This window comes from Acinetobacter sp. UBA6720 (assembly GCF_002454215.1).
Lineage (GTDB): Bacteria > Pseudomonadota > Gammaproteobacteria > Pseudomonadales > Moraxellaceae > Acinetobacter.
Genome location: NZ_DKIK01000037.1, coordinates 1 through 15,787, shown reverse-complemented (window position 1 = coordinate 15,787; position 15,787 = coordinate 1). Strand labels below are relative to the sequence as shown.

12 protein-coding genes are annotated in these 15,787 nt (G+C 42.2%); 7 read left to right on the top strand and 5 right to left on the bottom strand.

The window, feature by feature from the left end:
- The first annotated feature begins 32 nt into the window (after positions 1-32).
- From bioA to bioD, 4 genes are read left to right on the top strand one after another with little or no spacing between them, the layout of a single operon-like run.
- Positions 33-1,352, top strand: coding sequence for an adenosylmethionine--8-amino-7-oxononanoate transaminase (gene bioA / locus B4F08_RS03315; protein ID WP_291373147.1), 1,320 nt, complete (start codon positions 33-35; stop codon positions 1,350-1,352).
- Entirely contained in the window at positions 1,349-2,506 is a 1,158-nt protein-coding gene (locus tag B4F08_RS03310; RefSeq protein WP_291373145.1) for an 8-amino-7-oxononanoate synthase, read from the top strand. Before bioA ends, B4F08_RS03310 begins: the two co-directional genes overlap by 4 nt.
- A gap of 7 nt (positions 2,507-2,513) precedes the next feature.
- Positions 2,514-3,293 (top strand): malonyl-ACP O-methyltransferase BioC, encoded by a 780-nt coding sequence (gene bioC / locus B4F08_RS03305; RefSeq protein WP_119063736.1) that lies wholly within the window; start codon positions 2,514-2,516, stop codon positions 3,291-3,293.
- Positions 3,290-3,943, top strand: coding sequence for a dethiobiotin synthase (gene bioD, locus B4F08_RS03300; protein ID WP_119063737.1), 654 nt, complete (start codon positions 3,290-3,292; stop codon positions 3,941-3,943). The genes bioC and bioD overlap by 4 nt, the downstream gene beginning before the upstream one ends.
- Before the next feature lie 65 nt (positions 3,944-4,008).
- Here the strand turns inward: bioD and B4F08_RS03295 are convergent, their stop codons facing one another.
- The 5 genes from B4F08_RS03295 to B4F08_RS03275 form a co-directional block, all read right to left on the bottom strand.
- Positions 4,009-4,425 (bottom strand): ExbD/TolR family protein, encoded by a 417-nt coding sequence (locus B4F08_RS03295; RefSeq protein ID WP_291373141.1) that lies wholly within the window; start codon positions 4,423-4,425, stop codon positions 4,009-4,011.
- A gap of 18 nt (positions 4,426-4,443) precedes the next feature.
- Positions 4,444-4,869, bottom strand: a complete 426-nt coding sequence (locus B4F08_RS03290; RefSeq protein ID WP_086208733.1) for an ExbD/TolR family protein — start codon at positions 4,867-4,869, stop codon at positions 4,444-4,446.
- Between the two features lie 17 nt (positions 4,870-4,886).
- Entirely contained in the window at positions 4,887-5,768 is an 882-nt protein-coding gene (locus B4F08_RS03285) for a MotA/TolQ/ExbB proton channel family protein (protein ID WP_086208732.1), read from the bottom strand.
- A 36-nt stretch (positions 5,769-5,804) separates the two neighbouring features.
- The gene (locus tag B4F08_RS03280) at positions 5,805-6,503 is read right to left on the bottom strand and encodes an energy transducer TonB (protein WP_291373138.1); all 699 of its coding nucleotides are present in this window, start codon (positions 6,501-6,503) and stop codon (positions 5,805-5,807) included.
- A 140-nt stretch (positions 6,504-6,643) separates the two neighbouring features.
- Positions 6,644-9,328 carry a TonB-dependent receptor gene (locus B4F08_RS03275; protein WP_086208730.1) on the bottom strand — a complete coding sequence of 895 codons (2,685 nt, stop codon included), beginning with the start codon at positions 9,326-9,328 and terminating at the stop codon, positions 6,644-6,646.
- A gap of 748 nt (positions 9,329-10,076) precedes the next feature.
- On the opposite strand from B4F08_RS03275, the gene B4F08_RS03270 reads away from it, so the two are divergent.
- The 3 genes from B4F08_RS03270 to B4F08_RS03260 are packed head-to-tail and all read left to right on the top strand — an operon-like array spanning position 10,077 to position 15,738.
- Positions 10,077-11,876, top strand: coding sequence for an ABC transporter substrate-binding protein (locus B4F08_RS03270; protein WP_291373135.1), 1,800 nt, complete (start codon positions 10,077-10,079; stop codon positions 11,874-11,876).
- Positions 11,877-11,889: 13 nt separating this feature from the next.
- A complete protein-coding gene (locus B4F08_RS03265) occupies positions 11,890-13,698 on the top strand; it encodes an ABC transporter substrate-binding protein (protein WP_291373133.1) in 1,809 nt (602 codons plus the stop codon).
- A gap of 24 nt (positions 13,699-13,722) precedes the next feature.
- The gene (locus B4F08_RS03260) at positions 13,723-15,738 is read left to right on the top strand and encodes a M3 family metallopeptidase (protein ID WP_291373131.1); all 2,016 of its coding nucleotides are present in this window, start codon (positions 13,723-13,725) and stop codon (positions 15,736-15,738) included.
- Positions 15,739-15,787 lie beyond the last annotated feature (49 nt).

The window sequence follows — 15,787 nt, the reverse complement described above, 5'->3', positions numbered from 1 at the left end:
TTGCTGTAACTGTAGTCGATATGGAGTTAAGGATGACTAAGATCAATGCCAAACTGGATGCTGAGTTGGATGACTTAGCATTTGATCGAGAACATATTTGGCACCCTTATACTTCGATGACCAATCCGCTTCCCACCTTTAAAGTCAAAAAAGCCTTCGGTTCAACCATTGAACTAGAGGATGGTCGTCAGTTGATTGATGGCATGTCTTCGTGGTGGTGTACCATACATGGCTATAATCATCCTGAACTGAATCAGGCCGTGACAGATCAACTGCAAAACATGTCGCATATTATGTTTGGTGGTTTTAGTCATGATCCCGCCATTCAACTGGGCAAATTACTGTTGCAAATTACCCCGCCAAGTTTAGATAAAATTTTCTATGCAGACTCAGGTTCTGTTGCAGTTGAAGTGGCGTTAAAGATGGCAGTTCAGTATTGGACGTCGCTTGGGAAACAAGGCAAAACCAATTTTGTCACCCCGCGTTCGGGCTACCACGGTGATACATGGAATGCGATGTCGGTCTGTGACCCTGTCACAGGGATGCATCAAATTTTTGGCTCAAGCTTACCCAACCGTATTTTTGTTCCTGCACCGCAAGTTGCTTTTGATGCAGCATGGAATCAGGATGACGTTCGTGAGCTTGAAAACACCTTAGCTGCACAGCATGAAAGTATCGCCGCGCTGATTATTGAGCCGATTGTTCAGGGTGCAGGAGGGATGCGTTTTTATCATCCTGAGTACTTACGACAGGCCAAATTGCTCTGTGAAAAATATGGTGTTTTACTGATTTTTGATGAAATTGCGACGGGTTTTGGGCGTACGGGGAAACTCTTTGCTTGGGAGCATGCACAGGTCGAACCTGACATTATGTGTATGGGTAAAGGTTTAACAGGCGGCTATATGACTTTGTCTGCAACCTTAACCACAAAGCATATTGCTGAAACCATCAGTCGAGGCGAAGCGGGTGTGTTTATGCACGGCCCAACGTTTATGGCCAATCCCTTGGCGTGTGCGGTGGCAGCGAAAAGTACAGAACTCCTCATCTCACAAGATTGGCAAAGCAATATTCAACGCATCGAAACACAACTTCGTACCGCTTTGACCCCGTTGCAGTCACTTGAATATGTACACGAGGTTCGTGTATTGGGTGCTATTGGTGTGGTTGAGCTGACGTTTAATGTGGATATGAAGACCTTACAACAGGAGTTTGTCCGCCGTGGTATTTGGGTGCGACCATTTGGAAAACTGGTTTATGTGATGCCCCCTTATGTGATTACCCCACAGGAACTCAAAACCTTGCTTGAGCAACTGGTTGAAGTAGTCGTACAGATGCAGGAGTCTGTTGTATGAAGCATATAGAGCATTTTGCAGCACAACTGGATGTGCTTAAACAGCAAGGCAATTTACGTCAGTTTACATCCAATGTGCAGCAGGGGCGGATGATTCGAATCCATGATCATGAGATGTTGAATTTGGCATCGAATGATTATCTAGGATTGGCTGCAAATATTGAATTACGAGAGCAGTTTTTCGATGAAACACCGAATGCTCAGCGCTGGATGAGTTCAGCTTCTTCACGTTTATTGACGGGTAATTTTCCTGAATATGAACAGTTTGAGGCTAGCTTAAGTCAGGCTTTTCATGGTCGAGCTGCTTTGGTATTCAACAGCGGCTATCACATGAATATTGGTATTTTACCTGCATTAGCGGACAGTAAAACCTTAATTCTGGCTGATAAATTAATCCATGCCAGCATGATTGATGGTATTCGTTTATCGACAGCGAAGTTGGTACGTTATCGTCATAATGACTTGGCGCATTTAACCCAACTTTTGCAGAAGTATCATGCCGATGATGCTTTTGAGCGAATCATTGTGGTGACCGAGTCCATTTTTAGTATGGATGGTGATGAAACCGATTTGGCTGAACTGGTCCGCATCAAAAAACAGTTTGAAAAAGTCATGCTCTATGTCGATGAAGCACATGGTATTGGTGTGCGTGGTGAGCAAGGTTTGGGTTGTGCCGAGCAATACCAAGTGATTGATGAGATCGACTTTTTAGTTGGTGCTTTGGGTAAGGCTATGGCTTCAATTGGTGGTTATCTGATTTGTCATCCTGTAATTCGAGACTATCTCATCAATACTATGCGCCCACTGATTTTTAGTACGGCACAACCGCCGATCTGCATGGCATGGAGTAACTTTATCTTGCAACAAGTCTTGCAGTTAAATAATCCACGTCAGCATTTACACAGTATCAGTCAGCGCCTACAGCAAGCAGTTCAGGCCAAAGGTTTTGCTTGTCCTTCAACGTCTCAAATTGTCCCTGTGATCATCGGTGATTCGAGCAAAACGGTGGAGAAGGCGAAAGCTTTGCAACAAGCAGGCTTTTATATTATGCCTGTACGACCACCGACTGTGCCGCAGCATAGTTCTAGGCTGCGTATATCCTTGACCGCTCAAGTTCGCCATACTGATTTAGATCAGTTGATTCAGTTGTTGTGAGTGAGTCGTGAAAAATTCAGAGATTGATAAATCCCAAGTCGCATTGCGCTTTGCTCAGGCAGGGCAAAGTTACACTGAGCATGCGATTGTGCAAAAGCAAATTGCACGACGGCTTTTTGATTTAATTCAACATTATGCCGCTAAAACGCAATTTGAGCGGGTGTTTGAAATTGGTTGTGGTTCAGGAAATTTAAGCCATTTATTGCTGAAAGATTTCCAAATTTCACACTATCTACTGAATGATTTATATCCAGAGGTACAACAACACTTTCAGGGCTATTCAAATATAGACTGGTTGTTGGGTGACATTGAACGGCTCAATTTTCCTGATGCTTTAGAGTTGATTGTGTCGACTTCAGCGCTACAGTGGATGACGGATCTCGATGCTGTTTTCCATAAAGCGAATGACAGTCTGCTTGCACAAGGGTTGTTTTGTTTTTCCACCTTTGGTGAACGGAATTTACAAGAAATTAAGACTTTAACGGGACAAGGCTTAGCTTATTTAAAGCTCGATCAACTACGGGAAAGGTTGCAAAACCAAGGCTTTGACGTTCTACATTTGTCTGAACAAATTGAATACTTAGACTTTGCGACACCGAAACAGGTATTGCAACATTTAAAAGCCACAGGTGTCACGGCAACGGCATCTAACTTTCGTTGGACCAAGCACTCGCTCGAACGTTTTTATCAAGATTATCAACAATTTTCACAACAGGATGCATCAGGACTGATCCATTATCGCCTGAGCTATCATCCTATTTATTGTATAGCACGGAGAATGCCATGACTGGATCAGTTTACTTTATCAGTGGAATAGATACAGGCATTGGGAAAACCTATACCACAGGCTATTTAGCCAAACTTTGGAATGAACAAGGCAAGAAAACCATTACTCAAAAGTTAGTGCAAACGGGCAATGTCGATGTTTCTGAAGACATTGAACAGCACCGTGAAATTATGGGAATGGGTTGGTTTCCAGAGGATGAAAGCAAGCTGACCATGCCTGAAATTTTCACTTATCCAGCATCGCCACACTTGGCCACGAAGCTTGATGGACGCGAGATTGATTTTGAAAAAATTGAGCGCGCCACACAGCAACTGGCTGAAAAATATGAGGCGGTGTTATTAGAGGGTGCGGGTGGCTTGATGGTGCCCTTAACCACAGATTTACTCAGTATCGACTATATTGTAGCCAAGCAACTGCCTGTGATTTTGGTAAGTTCGGGGCGTTTGGGCAGTATTAATCATACTCTTTTAAGTTTAGAAGCATTGAAAAACCGTGGTTTAGAGCTCTATGCTTTGGCCTATAACCTAAATGATGAATCTCAGGATGAACTCATTTCTAAAGATACGGCATCTTATTTAAAGGGTTATTTGGCGAAGCATTTTCCACAGGCGTTGTGGATGGATATCCCTGTGTTAAAGTCATCTATATAAGCATTAAAAAAATAAAAAACCGCTGACCTTAAACGTGGTCAGCGGTTTTTTTATGATGCTTTTATTTATTGATTACTTACAACTCCAATTTTTTTCACATCAAGGCGTTGAGCTGCCGCCATAACCATCGCAATGTATTTGTATTCCGTTGCGCGATCAGCTTTTAGCTTAATTTGGTCTTGATTTGTTTTTTGTGCGACCGTTTGCAGTAGTGTTTCTAGGGCTTGCTTCGACTCAACAGGTTGTTCATTCCAAAACATTTTGCCTTGAGCATCTAGACGTAATTCTACAATCTCAGGCGGTTTTTCCTGAGTCGGTGGTGGCGTACCATTGGGTAGATTGATATTAATGGCATTGTTTGGTAGTGGGATTGTGATAATGAACATAATCAACAACACCAACATGACATCAATCAGGGGAGTCATGTTGACATCGAGCATCACATCTTCATCATCTTGATTGGAACCAACATTCATACCCATAGCTGAATCCTTCTTTGATTAAGGTGAAGAGGGCGGTGTGGTGACAAAGGCGATTTTGCCAATACCCGCTTGTTGTGTGGTTGTAATGACTTGGTCAATCGCATCGTATGGCGTCAGTTGATCACCACGAATGTGAACATCAGGTTGCGGTCTTTTTTGTGCCTCCGCCTGTAACCGAGAGAGTAGAGTTGCTTTATCTGCTATGTAGTTTTCATTCCAAAAAATATCCCCATTTTTGTTTACAGCAAGTTGAATATTTTCAGGTTTGGTTTCATAGGGTACATTCTTTTCTTCAGGCAAATTGACTGGTACGGTATGAATCGCAACAGGTACAGTGATGAGGAAAATAATCAGTAAAACCAACATAATATCAACCAATGGTGTGGTATTAATGGTTCCGATTACATCATCATCGCTGTCATTTGAATTAACCGTCATTCCCATGGTTGATTCCTCATTTTTTATTTCATATCACGGTTAATCGGGTTATTAGTACTGATTTCACCACTTAATAGCACCGCATGTAAGTCTGAACCAAAGGTACGAACTTCTTCCATTACAGCTTTATTACGACGGGTTAACCAGTTGTAACCAAGCACAGCGGGAACCGCTACAGCTAAACCAATTGCAGTCATAATTAAAGCTTCACCTACAGGACCTGCAACTTTATCAATAGAGGCTTGACCCGATACGCCAATGGCCGTTAACGCATGATAAATGCCCCAAACCGTACCAAATAAACCTACGAAAGGTGCGGTTGAGCCTACGGTTGCAAGAAATGCCAGTCCGCCACTTAAATGGCTTTGAATTTTGTCGATAGCGCGTTGAATTGAGATGGTGACCCATGTATTAAAGTCGATCCGTTCTAATAACGTGCCTCCGTGGTTTTTTGTCGACTTAATACCTTTCTCTGCAATAAAGCGATACACGCTTGCATCGTCTAAACCTTCAGTTGCACTGTCTAAAGACGTGGCTTCCCAGAAGTTTTTTTCAGCATGCTGGCCTTGTTTACGAATTTTTCCTTGTTGTAAGCATTTGGTGATGATGATGTACCATGTACCAATCGACATAATCACCAAAATAAAAAGGGTCACTTTTGCAACGAGATCCCCTTCTTTCCACATGGCCTCTAAGCCATAAGGGTTATGTGTTTTTTCTACAGTTGAAGATGCTTGTTCAGGTAGTGGTGGGGGAACATGAACAGCAGCTTTATCAATGTTGGCAATTTCTGTTGTAACTGCTGTTGCTTGTGCTTTAGTTTCTTCGGCAAATGTTGTTTGTAACGGAAGTAATGCACTCATTCCAAGCAAGCTTGCTGCGGTAAAATTCTTTAAATTTTTCATTGTGTAACTCCTTATTTCATCTAGATTTTCTTTCAATTATTCGAGGACAAACTCGTATGGAATGTCGAACCAAGCACTTTGTGGTACGCCATCTTTCATTGCCGGTTTAAATGTGCACAAGCTATACGCTTTCATTGCCGCACGGTCTAAAGTACGGTCACCTGTTGAACGCTTCACTTTGACTTCTTGCGCCTTACCATTGGTATCGACAAAGACCGAAATCAGGACGGTGCCAGAAATGCCACTCATCTCTGCTTCGCGTGGATAGCTTGGAGCTTTGCATCCAGCTTCTCCTTCCGATACTCCACGTGTAACTCCTGCAGGTTTCGGTGTTGGAGTAGGTGCAACGGCTACTGGTGCGGGTGCGGATTCTGGGCTAGGAGACGGGGATACAGCAGTTGGAGTGGGTGTGCTTACAGTCGGTTTAGACACTGGTGTAGAAACTGTTTTTTGTACAGGCACGACTTTTTCAACTGGTTTTGGATCAGGCTGCTGCGCTACTTTTTCCACCATTTTAGGGGGCTCTGGTGGAATGTCTTTAGGTGGCTCTGGCTCAGGTGGCTTGATGTCTTGCAGAATGACTAATTCAACAGGTGCTGTTGAGGGTTTGATGATGTCTTTTGCTAAACCTGCCATTAGCACTAAGCCAACAAGGATATGTAAGAAAATTACGACGCCAATACCAGTTAGTTTCTTGGCGGAGTTTTTTTCTAAATCTTCAAACTTTGTGCCCATAGTTACTCCTGAAATTCGAGCTAAATTTGCTGTTTAAATCGTGAACATCACGTTGAAAAAAGCAGTCTGTGTTTAGCCAAAATTGAGAATGAGAAAACATCACCACAGATTGAGTGTTTCAACCTGTGGTGTATGTCTGATTAGAACTTGTACGTACCTCTTAAGTAGAAAGTACGTCCTGTCGGATCGCTGTAACGAGGGTCATAGCCGTATTGGAAGTTATCTAGAACGTTAGATGCTGCAGGCTCTTCATCAAATAAGTTTTTAATTCCACCTGTAAGCTCTAAGTTTTTGAAACCTTTATAGGTGCCTGCAATGTTGTAGAGGGTATAGTCTGAAACTTTGTGGTTATCATAGCCTTCTTCGCCTGTTGCATTCTGGTCATGGTAACCGCGGAAGAATTGTTGTTCAAAGACCAGTTTCCAGTCTTCATAGCTCCAGTTAATGTTTGCTGTGTGTTTCCAACGCAGTACAGCAGGGTCATCATATGTTCCGACTTTGCCTTCCCATGCCCCACCTTTTTCTTCTTGTTTGTCGTATTTGATGATATATGTACCATCAATCCCGAAACCAAACCGTCCTGTAGCTGTCATAGGTGCAAGGTAGTTTAAGGAAAGATCGACACCTTCTGTTTTGATCCCCCCCATATTTACCAGTGTTGTATTAACATATTGGATACGACCTTCTGAATCACGAACAAAACGATCTGCGTACTTTGTTGGATTTTGGAAAATCATGGCATCACTAATGGTGTCAATTAAGCCATCAATTTCGATATTGTAATAGTCAGCTGTAAAGACAAGGTTTTTGATTGGTTCAAAAACGAAACCTGCTGTTATTGTGGTTGATTCTTCGGGTTGTAAGTCTGCTGATCCGCCTTGCATGCGCTTAAATTGAGTATTACATTCTGTTTTGTATTGCGTTGGCGTTGAGTCGATACCATTTGGGCAAAGTACAGGGTCATTGTATTTAGCACCTGTGTAGGTTTGGCTTTGTGGTGCATTAATTTCATATAAGCTTGGCGCGCGGAAGCCTGTACTGTAGGTGCTTCGGAACATTAATTGTTTTAATGGTTCCCAACGTAAACCTACTTTTGGATTGAAGGTGTCGCCAAAGTCGCTGTAGTCATCGTAACGGGCAGCAAGTTGCGCTTCTAAGGTGGAAGTAATGGGAATTTGTAGTTCAGAGAAAACAGCTGTAATGTCACGATCACCTTTACTGACGGGTTTATCTGGGTCAATACCACTGCCTGGGACTAGTCGTACAAGATCTGAGTTTACAGTCGCTTCCCAATCTTGGGTGGTAAAGCTCCCTCCAAAGGCAAAGCCGACATCACCTGCAGGAAGGGTGAAAATAGGACGGCTGATCGTAAAGTCAAATGTAGTTGAATCTAAAGTTGCCTCATTGGTCGTACCGCTGACTTCTAATGAACTCCAAGCATTTGCATCTGCCGAAGCACCAAAGGGATTAATGGTGCCGTTGTCTAGACCCTCTTGAAGTTTGTTTCTATTTAAGTAGCCACTTACAAAACTATCACTTGCTTTACCGTGAGCATAGGTCACACCGCTGTCGATGTTCCAGCCATAAGCTTCGCCTTCAATACCCGCAAAAATACGATGCGATTCATTGGTTGACTTAGAAACACGATTACCTGCTTGTGAGCGGAGGTAGAGTTGTAACGGGTCACCACTTAAGCCATTAACCGCAGGAGTAATACCTTCTCCTGGGTAGTATTGGCTACTTTTCGGAATAGTTACAGATCGGCTATACACATCGGGTGCAATCGAAGTTGTGACTTCATTTTTTGCATATACATATTCTGCAATCGCGTTGAATTGATCACTCAACTTAAATGTCGCTCGTCCAAGCGCAGATAGGTCTTCTGTTTCTGGTTGAATTGCAATCAGGGCTTGGGTGTTTAAAAAGCATAAGCCACCATCTGCAACGACATTGGGTGTGTTATTACAGTTGGCATTGCCATAAGGATTGGCTTGTATGCTACTGGTTGGGTCATAAAAGTTGGCTGGAAAGCCGTTAGCAGAGCTCCCATCAATCCCTAGTTCTGGTAAAAGTCCTCCACGGCGACTGACTTTTCGGTCTTTGGCCATAATTTCTTTAGACTTCTGGTAACTGACAGCGCCATAAACGTTAAAGCCTTGTTCATCTAAATCGCCATAGCCACCAAAGATAGAGACATCGTATTCTTCTCCGCCTTTTTCTTCTGGCTTAAGTGCGCCACCACTGATACCAAAGCCTTCATATTGTTTTTTTGTGATGAAGTTAATCACCCCTGCAATTGCATCTGCACCATAGACCGCAGAGGCACCATCGCGAAGGACTTCAATTCGCTCTACCATTGCCAGTGGAATGGTATTTAAGTTGGTTTCGGATGTACTAAATGGGCTATAGGCTAAGCGACGACCATTTAACAAGACTAAAGTTTTGTCTGAGCCTAGACCACGTAAATTTGCAGTTGAGCCAGAAGTATTACTTGCACCTACGTTTTGAGCCGTACTGTAACCGGCTTGGTTTGCACTAATTTTGGTTAATGCTTCTTCGGCAGTTGTAACACCTTGTTGAGCAAGTTCTTCAACTTTAATGACGGTAATGGGTGAAGAACTTTGAGCTGCGACCCCTTTTATAGAGGAACCTGTGACAGTCACTTTGGCAACTTTTTTAGTTGGTTCTGCTGAGACTGAGCTTTCTGTTTCTTCTGCATGAGCTAAAGACAAACACATCATACTTAAAGTCAGGGTACTTAGTTTAAGTATTGATTTGCTGATGGTTGGGGTCCCCATAGATCGAACAAGTTTGTTTTTTTGCATCGTAAATTCAACCCTTCTTTTTCTATATTTAGCGGTATTGCTGTGCAGGGGGATTGCAAGGCAAATGCCAACTTTTGGTGATATGCAAAAGACTATGAATTAAGTTATTGGAATATATTGTTTTATTTTATGTTTTGTTATCTTTTATGTAATTTTCCTCCACATTTTGATTAATTGTGGATTTTAAATGGCAAAAAATTACTTATAAATAGATTAAAAAATAGTCATAAAATGATTATTCATATAATAAATGATCTAAAATGAGTCGTCTTTTTTTGAATTTTTAATAAAAAATTCAAAAAATAATTCTATCGCATATTTTATTTTAATTAAATTAAAACAGTATCTTATGTATAACATTAGGCTTTTTATTCTAACTTGTAATGTTCATATTTGAATCATTGGTGTATTAAATCTGTGCAACAGTTTATGTAAAGTGAATCTTTGAAAATGGCTACTAATTGGCAAAATGTATCTTGGTGTTTTTAGCGCAATTTTTATAACTAATTAATAAGCATGTATTTTTCCTGCAAAATGTTAAATTAGAATCATAAAAAAATGAGCGTGGCATGATATTCGCTTTATCGCTGTGGTGAATAGATGCCCATGGTTGTTTTTTATTTTTAAAAACTAAAATTTAATTTATAAAACATGGGCTTGTGTTTATTTTTTTTGTCGGTGTGATGTTGGGAGAAAGAACACTGACAAATTGACCATGCTTTGCATGAGATAACATGGCTTAAAAAATATGTGTATAGGTACGGACTTGAATTCAAAAAATTTTAAGGTTGCTGCTTTATCCCTTGTGATAGGTTTCGGTGTTTCCGCTTATGCAAAGTCACCTGCGGATCCAAATAAAATATTAAATATTGCCTATGAAGCCCCCGATGATGGTTTTGATACGGTTAAAACTTATAATTTCTATAGTGGTAGTATTGCCCAAGCCATTTTTGAGCCGCTTTTAAAATACGATTATTTGGCGCGTCCCGCTCAATTGGTTCCAAATACCGCAGTGTCGATGCCAAAAATTGAGCAAGAGGGCAAAGTCTATACCTTTAAAATTCAGCCCAAGATTTATTTCAGTGATGACGCGGCATTCAAAGCAAAGCCCCGGGAATTGGTTGCGCAGGATTATATTTATTCCATGATGCGGATTATGGACCCGAAAAATCGCTCGCCGACTTATTCATTTATTGAAGGTAAGATTGTCGGTGGAGATGCTGCTGTTGCCCAAGCCAAGAAAACAGGTCAGTTTAATTATGATGCTACGATTTCTGGCCTAAAGGCGATTGATAAATACACACTACAAATCACATTAACCCGTCCAGACTATAACTTTCCCTATATCTTGGCTTATGCCACATTTGGCGGAACAGCTCGGGAAGTAGTGGAGTTTTATGGGGATCGAATTGCGCAGCATCCAGTGGGGACAGGACCTTATCAGTTGAGTAAATATGTACCGCGGAGTCGTATTGAGCTGGTGGCTAACCCGAAATACCGTGGTTTTATTTGGAACTTTAAACCTACAGGTTCGAGTTGGGACAAGCGTCTGGCCAAAGAGATGCAAGGCAAAAAAATGCCGCAAATTGGTAAAGTCAATGTCAGTATTATTGAAGAAGAGCAGTCACGTTGGCTTGCATTTAAATCGGGACAACTCGACTTTGATAAACTCACGTCCAATGCGGTGCCGCAAGCCTTAAATGGTAAGCAACTCAAACCTGAACTGGTCAAGCAGGGTATTCAGCATTTCCCCAATAAAGACGCTGAAATCACCTACACCATGTTTAATATGCAAGATCCTACAGTTGGTGGTTTTGGGCTTGAAAAAGTTGCATTAAGACGCGCGATTAGTTTGGCCTATAACCAAGCAGAAGCCATTAAACAACTGTATAAAGGGCAGGCAGTGAAGTCTGAAATGTTGGTGCCTGAGGGGGTACAAGGTTTTAATCCCAACTATCGTAGCAGCGTGGCTTATAACCCGCTCTTGGCGAATAAATTACTGGATCGTTTCGGTTATAAAAAAGCGGCAGATGGTTATCGCAGCCTACCCAATGGTCAACCTCTAACGCTCAAGTTTATGACCGAAAATAGTTCCAGTTCCGTGATTCAGTCTGAACTGTGGAAGAAAAATTTAGATGCCATTGGTATCCGTGCTGATTTTATCGTGAGTAACTTTGCCGATAACTTAAAAGCTGCGATGCAATGTAAATATATGGTTTGGGGTGGGGCTTGGATTGCGGATTATCCTGAAGGGGAAAACTTTGCTCAACTGCTGTATGGACCCAATTCGGCGCAGGGTAATCTCAGTTGCTACCAGTCCAAAGCCTATGATGCACTTTATATACAGGCGATGGCACTCCCACCACCTCAGCGACAACCATTTTATGAAAAACTCAGTCGCCAAATTGAAGCGGATAATCCATGGATTATTCATAACAGTCGCATTCGAAATTGGTTGTTACATCCACAAGTTCAGGGGTTTAAAGCCCATCCGATGATGAATACTAACTGGCAATATCTTGATATTCAGCCCATAAAAAATAATTGAGATATCGAACACAATGAAAAATCTAAATCAGAAATTTAAACGATGGGGGCTGAGCATTCTGGCAGGCAGCATTCTGCTGAGTAGTTCAATTTCCAGTTTTGCACAAAGTCCTGCCGACCCGAAAAAAGTTTTACGTTATGTTTTTCCTGTAGCTGAAACAGGCTTTGACCCTGCGGGCGTGCATGACTTGTACTCGGCCCATGTCAACGGTTCGATTTTTGAAACTTTATTTACTTACGATTATTTGGCCTCACCTGCGAAATTGGTACCACGAACAGCTGTGGCTTTACCTGAGGTGAGTGCAGATGGATTGACCTATACCATTCGTTTGCAAAAGGGGATTTATTTTGCTGCTGACCCCGTGTTTAAAGGTAAAAAGCGTGAGCTGACTTCGGCCGATTATGTATATACCTTTAAGCGTTTACTGGATCCGAGCTTGCGTTCACCCAACAGTTGGTTGCTCGATGGGCGAATCTTGGGGATGGAGGCTTTGCTGAAACAAGCACAGAAAACAGGGAAATTCAATTACGACCAACCTATCGCAGGCTTACAAACACCAGACCGTTATACCTTGGTCATTCGTCTGACCAGCCCCGATCAGAACTTTCCGATGCTGCTTGCGCATCAGCCTGCAGGTGCAGTTGCACGGGAAGTCATCGAAAAATATCGTGACAAAGCGGGTTTTGTGATGGGGCATCCAATAGGCACAGGGCCATATATGCTCAGCCGTTGGACGCCAGGTTCGCGGATTATTTTAAAGGCCAATCCTGATTTCCGAAGTTTTGTTTGGAACTTTAAGGCCAGTACGCCTGAAGACCAAAAAATCGTCAAAGCCATGCAAGGCAAAAAGATGCCACAAATAGGGGTGATTGATATTCAAGTGATGGAAGAGGGCCAGTCGCGATGGTTGTCATTTATTAAAGATGAAGTAGATTTGTTTGCCCTTGATGGTGAGCTGACAGTTCAGGCCTTACAAGATGGGAAACTAAAACCTGAGTTGGTTAAGAAAGGTGTACAGTTGTCAAGGATCACGGACCCTTCGATTGACTATCATTATTGGAATATGCAAAACCCAGTGGTTGGCGGTTTAAGTAAAGATAAAATTGCCCTGCGCCGTGCTATGGCGATGGCTTTTTCAGCTGATAACTATATCAATATTTTACAAAAAGGTGATGCGCAAAAACTGCAAGCACCGATTCCAAGTGGTGTCATTGGTTACGATCCCAATTATCGAAGTAGCATTCCTTATTCAGTCAAAGCAGCAAATTTATTGTTAGATCGTTATCACTATAAAGTCGCTGCTGATGGTTGGCGTACTCAGCCGAATGGCAAACCTTTGGTGATTGAGATGACACTTTCGGGTAATAATTTACGCAGTCAACAACAGGCCGAGTTTTGGAAAAAAACTTTAGATAGCATCAAAATCAAAATGACCACCAAGTCTCTGCCTTTTGCTGAAGCTTTGAAATTAGAAAAACAGTGTAAAACCATGTTTAAGGCATCAGCATGGATAGCAGACTACCCTGATGCAGATAACTTTATGCAGTTGTTTTATGGCAAGAACATCAAAATCACCAACAATGGCTGTGCCAAAATTTCTGAATATGACCGCTTATATGAACAAGCTCAGAAGATGACACCGAGTCCAGAGCGCGATGCGATCTACGCCAAAATGTCACGCCTGCTGGAAGTGTATATGCCTGTGCAGGTGATTGGCGCGCGTTATCGAAATATCTTGGCACAACCGCGTGTGATTGGATTTAAAAAGCATCCCATACTGCCCGCAGAGTGGATGTATATAGATATTGATTTGAAGAAATAGAAATTAAATAAAACTGGAGTCAAGATGAAAAAGCAACATTTTAAATTCACCGCATTGTGCATGTTGGGCCTAGGGATGAATCAGATGGCTTTGGCTGAAACAGCACAGCGCCAAACCTTGCCGAGCTTTCAAGCCAAAGATATCCCTGCGCTGTGTAATGCCAAAATTGCGGATGTGAAAAAGCAACTCAAAGCGTTTGAAAATAAGCCCCTTAAAAACGAAACGGCAGCAGCGCCTGTATTGGCTGAATGGGATCGTATTTTTGCATCATTTGAAGATTTTTACGGCCCGATTGGTCTGTATAGCAATGTTGACCCTGATGAGGCACTGCGTAAAGCGGCTGAAGACTGTGAAATTAAAATTAGCCAATTCCAAACCGATGTTTATCAAAATCCAAAGCTATATCAACAAATTAAAAAAGTTAAAATTGCTGATCCAATTGAAGCCAAGTTCCGTGAAGATATTTTGGAAGGTTTTGAAAAAACAGGGATACAGCTTTCAGCAGATAAACAAGCACGCTTAAAAGCGATTTTTGATGAACTGGCAAAAATTGAACAAGAGTATGCACGTAATGTACGTGATAATCCTGAAAAACTCGAATTTAGCCCAGATGAGCTAAAAGGCCTGCCACAAAGTTATATCGACGGCTTAAAGAAAAATGACAAGGGTAATTATTTACTCGGGTTTGAGTATCCAGATTATCGTCCTTTTATGGAGTTGGCAGATAACGATGACGCACGTAAGCGTTATCAAATTGCATTTACCCGACGTGGCGGTGAGAAAAATCTAGCGCTGCTGAAGCAAGCCATGGACTTACGTTATGAGCTAGCACAACTGTTTGGTAAGTCTAGTTATGCCGAGTGGGTACTACAAAGTCGGATGGCGAAAAACCCTGAAACCGTGAATAAATTCTTGGCAGAGGTGCATGCTACCGTGGCGCCCCTAGAGAAAAAGGAAGTTCAGGCTTTACGTGAGTTTAAAGCACAAAGTTTAAATATCCCTATTGAGCAAGCCAGTATTGAGCGTTGGAGCGAAGCATATTGGAGTGAAAAATTACGCAAAGCCAAGTATCAGGTCGACCAAGAGCAGCTACGTCAGTATTTCCCAACTCAAGCTTCTCAAGATTGGCTGTTTGCGATTTCTGAAAACTTGTATGGCATCAAGTTTAAGCCTGCCAAAGTTGAGGTTTGGCAAGATGAAGTGGAATATTACGATGTGACCGATGCCAAGACTGGGCAACTGCTCGGTGGCTTATATATGGATAAATTTCCACGTAAAGGCAAATATGGGCATGCTGCTGTGTGGGGTGTTTATGGTGGTAGTAGCTTAACTGGACGCAAACCGATTTCAGCACTGGTCACCAACTTTAACCGTAATGGTTTAAATAGCGATGAGTTAGAAACTTTTGTACATGAGTTTGGTCATGCGTTGCATGGCATTTTATCCAACACACGTTTTTCATCTCAGTCAGGAACTTCGGTTGAGCGAGACTTTGTCGAAGCACCTTCACAAATGTATGAGGAATGGGCACGACGCAAAGAGACTTTGTCCAAGGTGGCAGATTATTGTAAACCTGACTGCCCACGCGTGGATGATGCATTGATTACTAAGCTCAATGCCGTGCATAGCTATGGACGCGGTTTACATTATGCACGTCAGACGTTGTATGCACAGTATGACATGGCACTACATGGCAGTGATGCACGAGAGGTTCAGCCCTTAAAGGTTTGGGAAAAAATGGAAGGTGCAACGGCTTTGGGTTATGTTCCGACCACTGAGTTTCCGGGGCAGTTTGGTCACATCATGGGCGGTTATCAAGTCGGTTATTACGGTTATATGTGGTCAGAAGTGATGGCGTTGGACATGCTTTCAGCCTTTGGTGATAACTTAAATAACCCTGAAGTGGGGCAGCACTATCGTCAAACGATTTTGTCCCAAGGGGGGCAAAAACCTGCCAAAGCATTGGTCAAAGACTTTTTGGGTCGTGAACCTGATAACAAAGCCTTTTTCGATGAAATTACCGGTCAACGGGTGAAATAAGGGGCATTTTTATGCTGGCATATATTATTCGCCGAATTTGGCAAATGAT

Coding starts and splice junctions, on each gene's coding strand:
- B4F08_RS03290 (WP_086208733.1), bottom strand. CDS start 4,869: ATGGGAATGACGGTTAATTCAAATGACAGCGATGATGATGTAATCGGA.
- B4F08_RS03280 (WP_291373138.1), bottom strand. CDS start 6,503: ATGGGCACAAAGTTTGAAGATTTAGAAAAAAACTCCGCCAAGAAACTA.
- B4F08_RS03270 (WP_291373135.1), top strand. CDS start 10,077: ATGTGTATAGGTACGGACTTGAATTCAAAAAATTTTAAGGTTGCTGCT.
- B4F08_RS03295 (WP_291373141.1), bottom strand. CDS start 4,425: ATGGGTATGAATGTTGGTTCCAATCAAGATGATGAAGATGTGATGCTC.
- B4F08_RS03265 (WP_291373133.1), top strand. CDS start 11,890: ATGAAAAATCTAAATCAGAAATTTAAACGATGGGGGCTGAGCATTCTG.
- B4F08_RS03310 (WP_291373145.1), top strand. CDS start 1,349: ATGAAGCATATAGAGCATTTTGCAGCACAACTGGATGTGCTTAAACAG.
- B4F08_RS03285 (WP_086208732.1), bottom strand. CDS start 5,768: ATGAAAAATTTAAAGAATTTTACCGCAGCAAGCTTGCTTGGAATGAGT.
- B4F08_RS03275 (WP_086208730.1), bottom strand. CDS start 9,328: ATGCAAAAAAACAAACTTGTTCGATCTATGGGGACCCCAACCATCAGC.
- B4F08_RS03260 (WP_291373131.1), top strand. CDS start 13,723: ATGAAAAAGCAACATTTTAAATTCACCGCATTGTGCATGTTGGGCCTA.
- bioD (WP_119063737.1), top strand. CDS start 3,290: ATGACTGGATCAGTTTACTTTATCAGTGGAATAGATACAGGCATTGGG.
- bioA (WP_291373147.1), top strand. CDS start 33: ATGACTAAGATCAATGCCAAACTGGATGCTGAGTTGGATGACTTAGCA.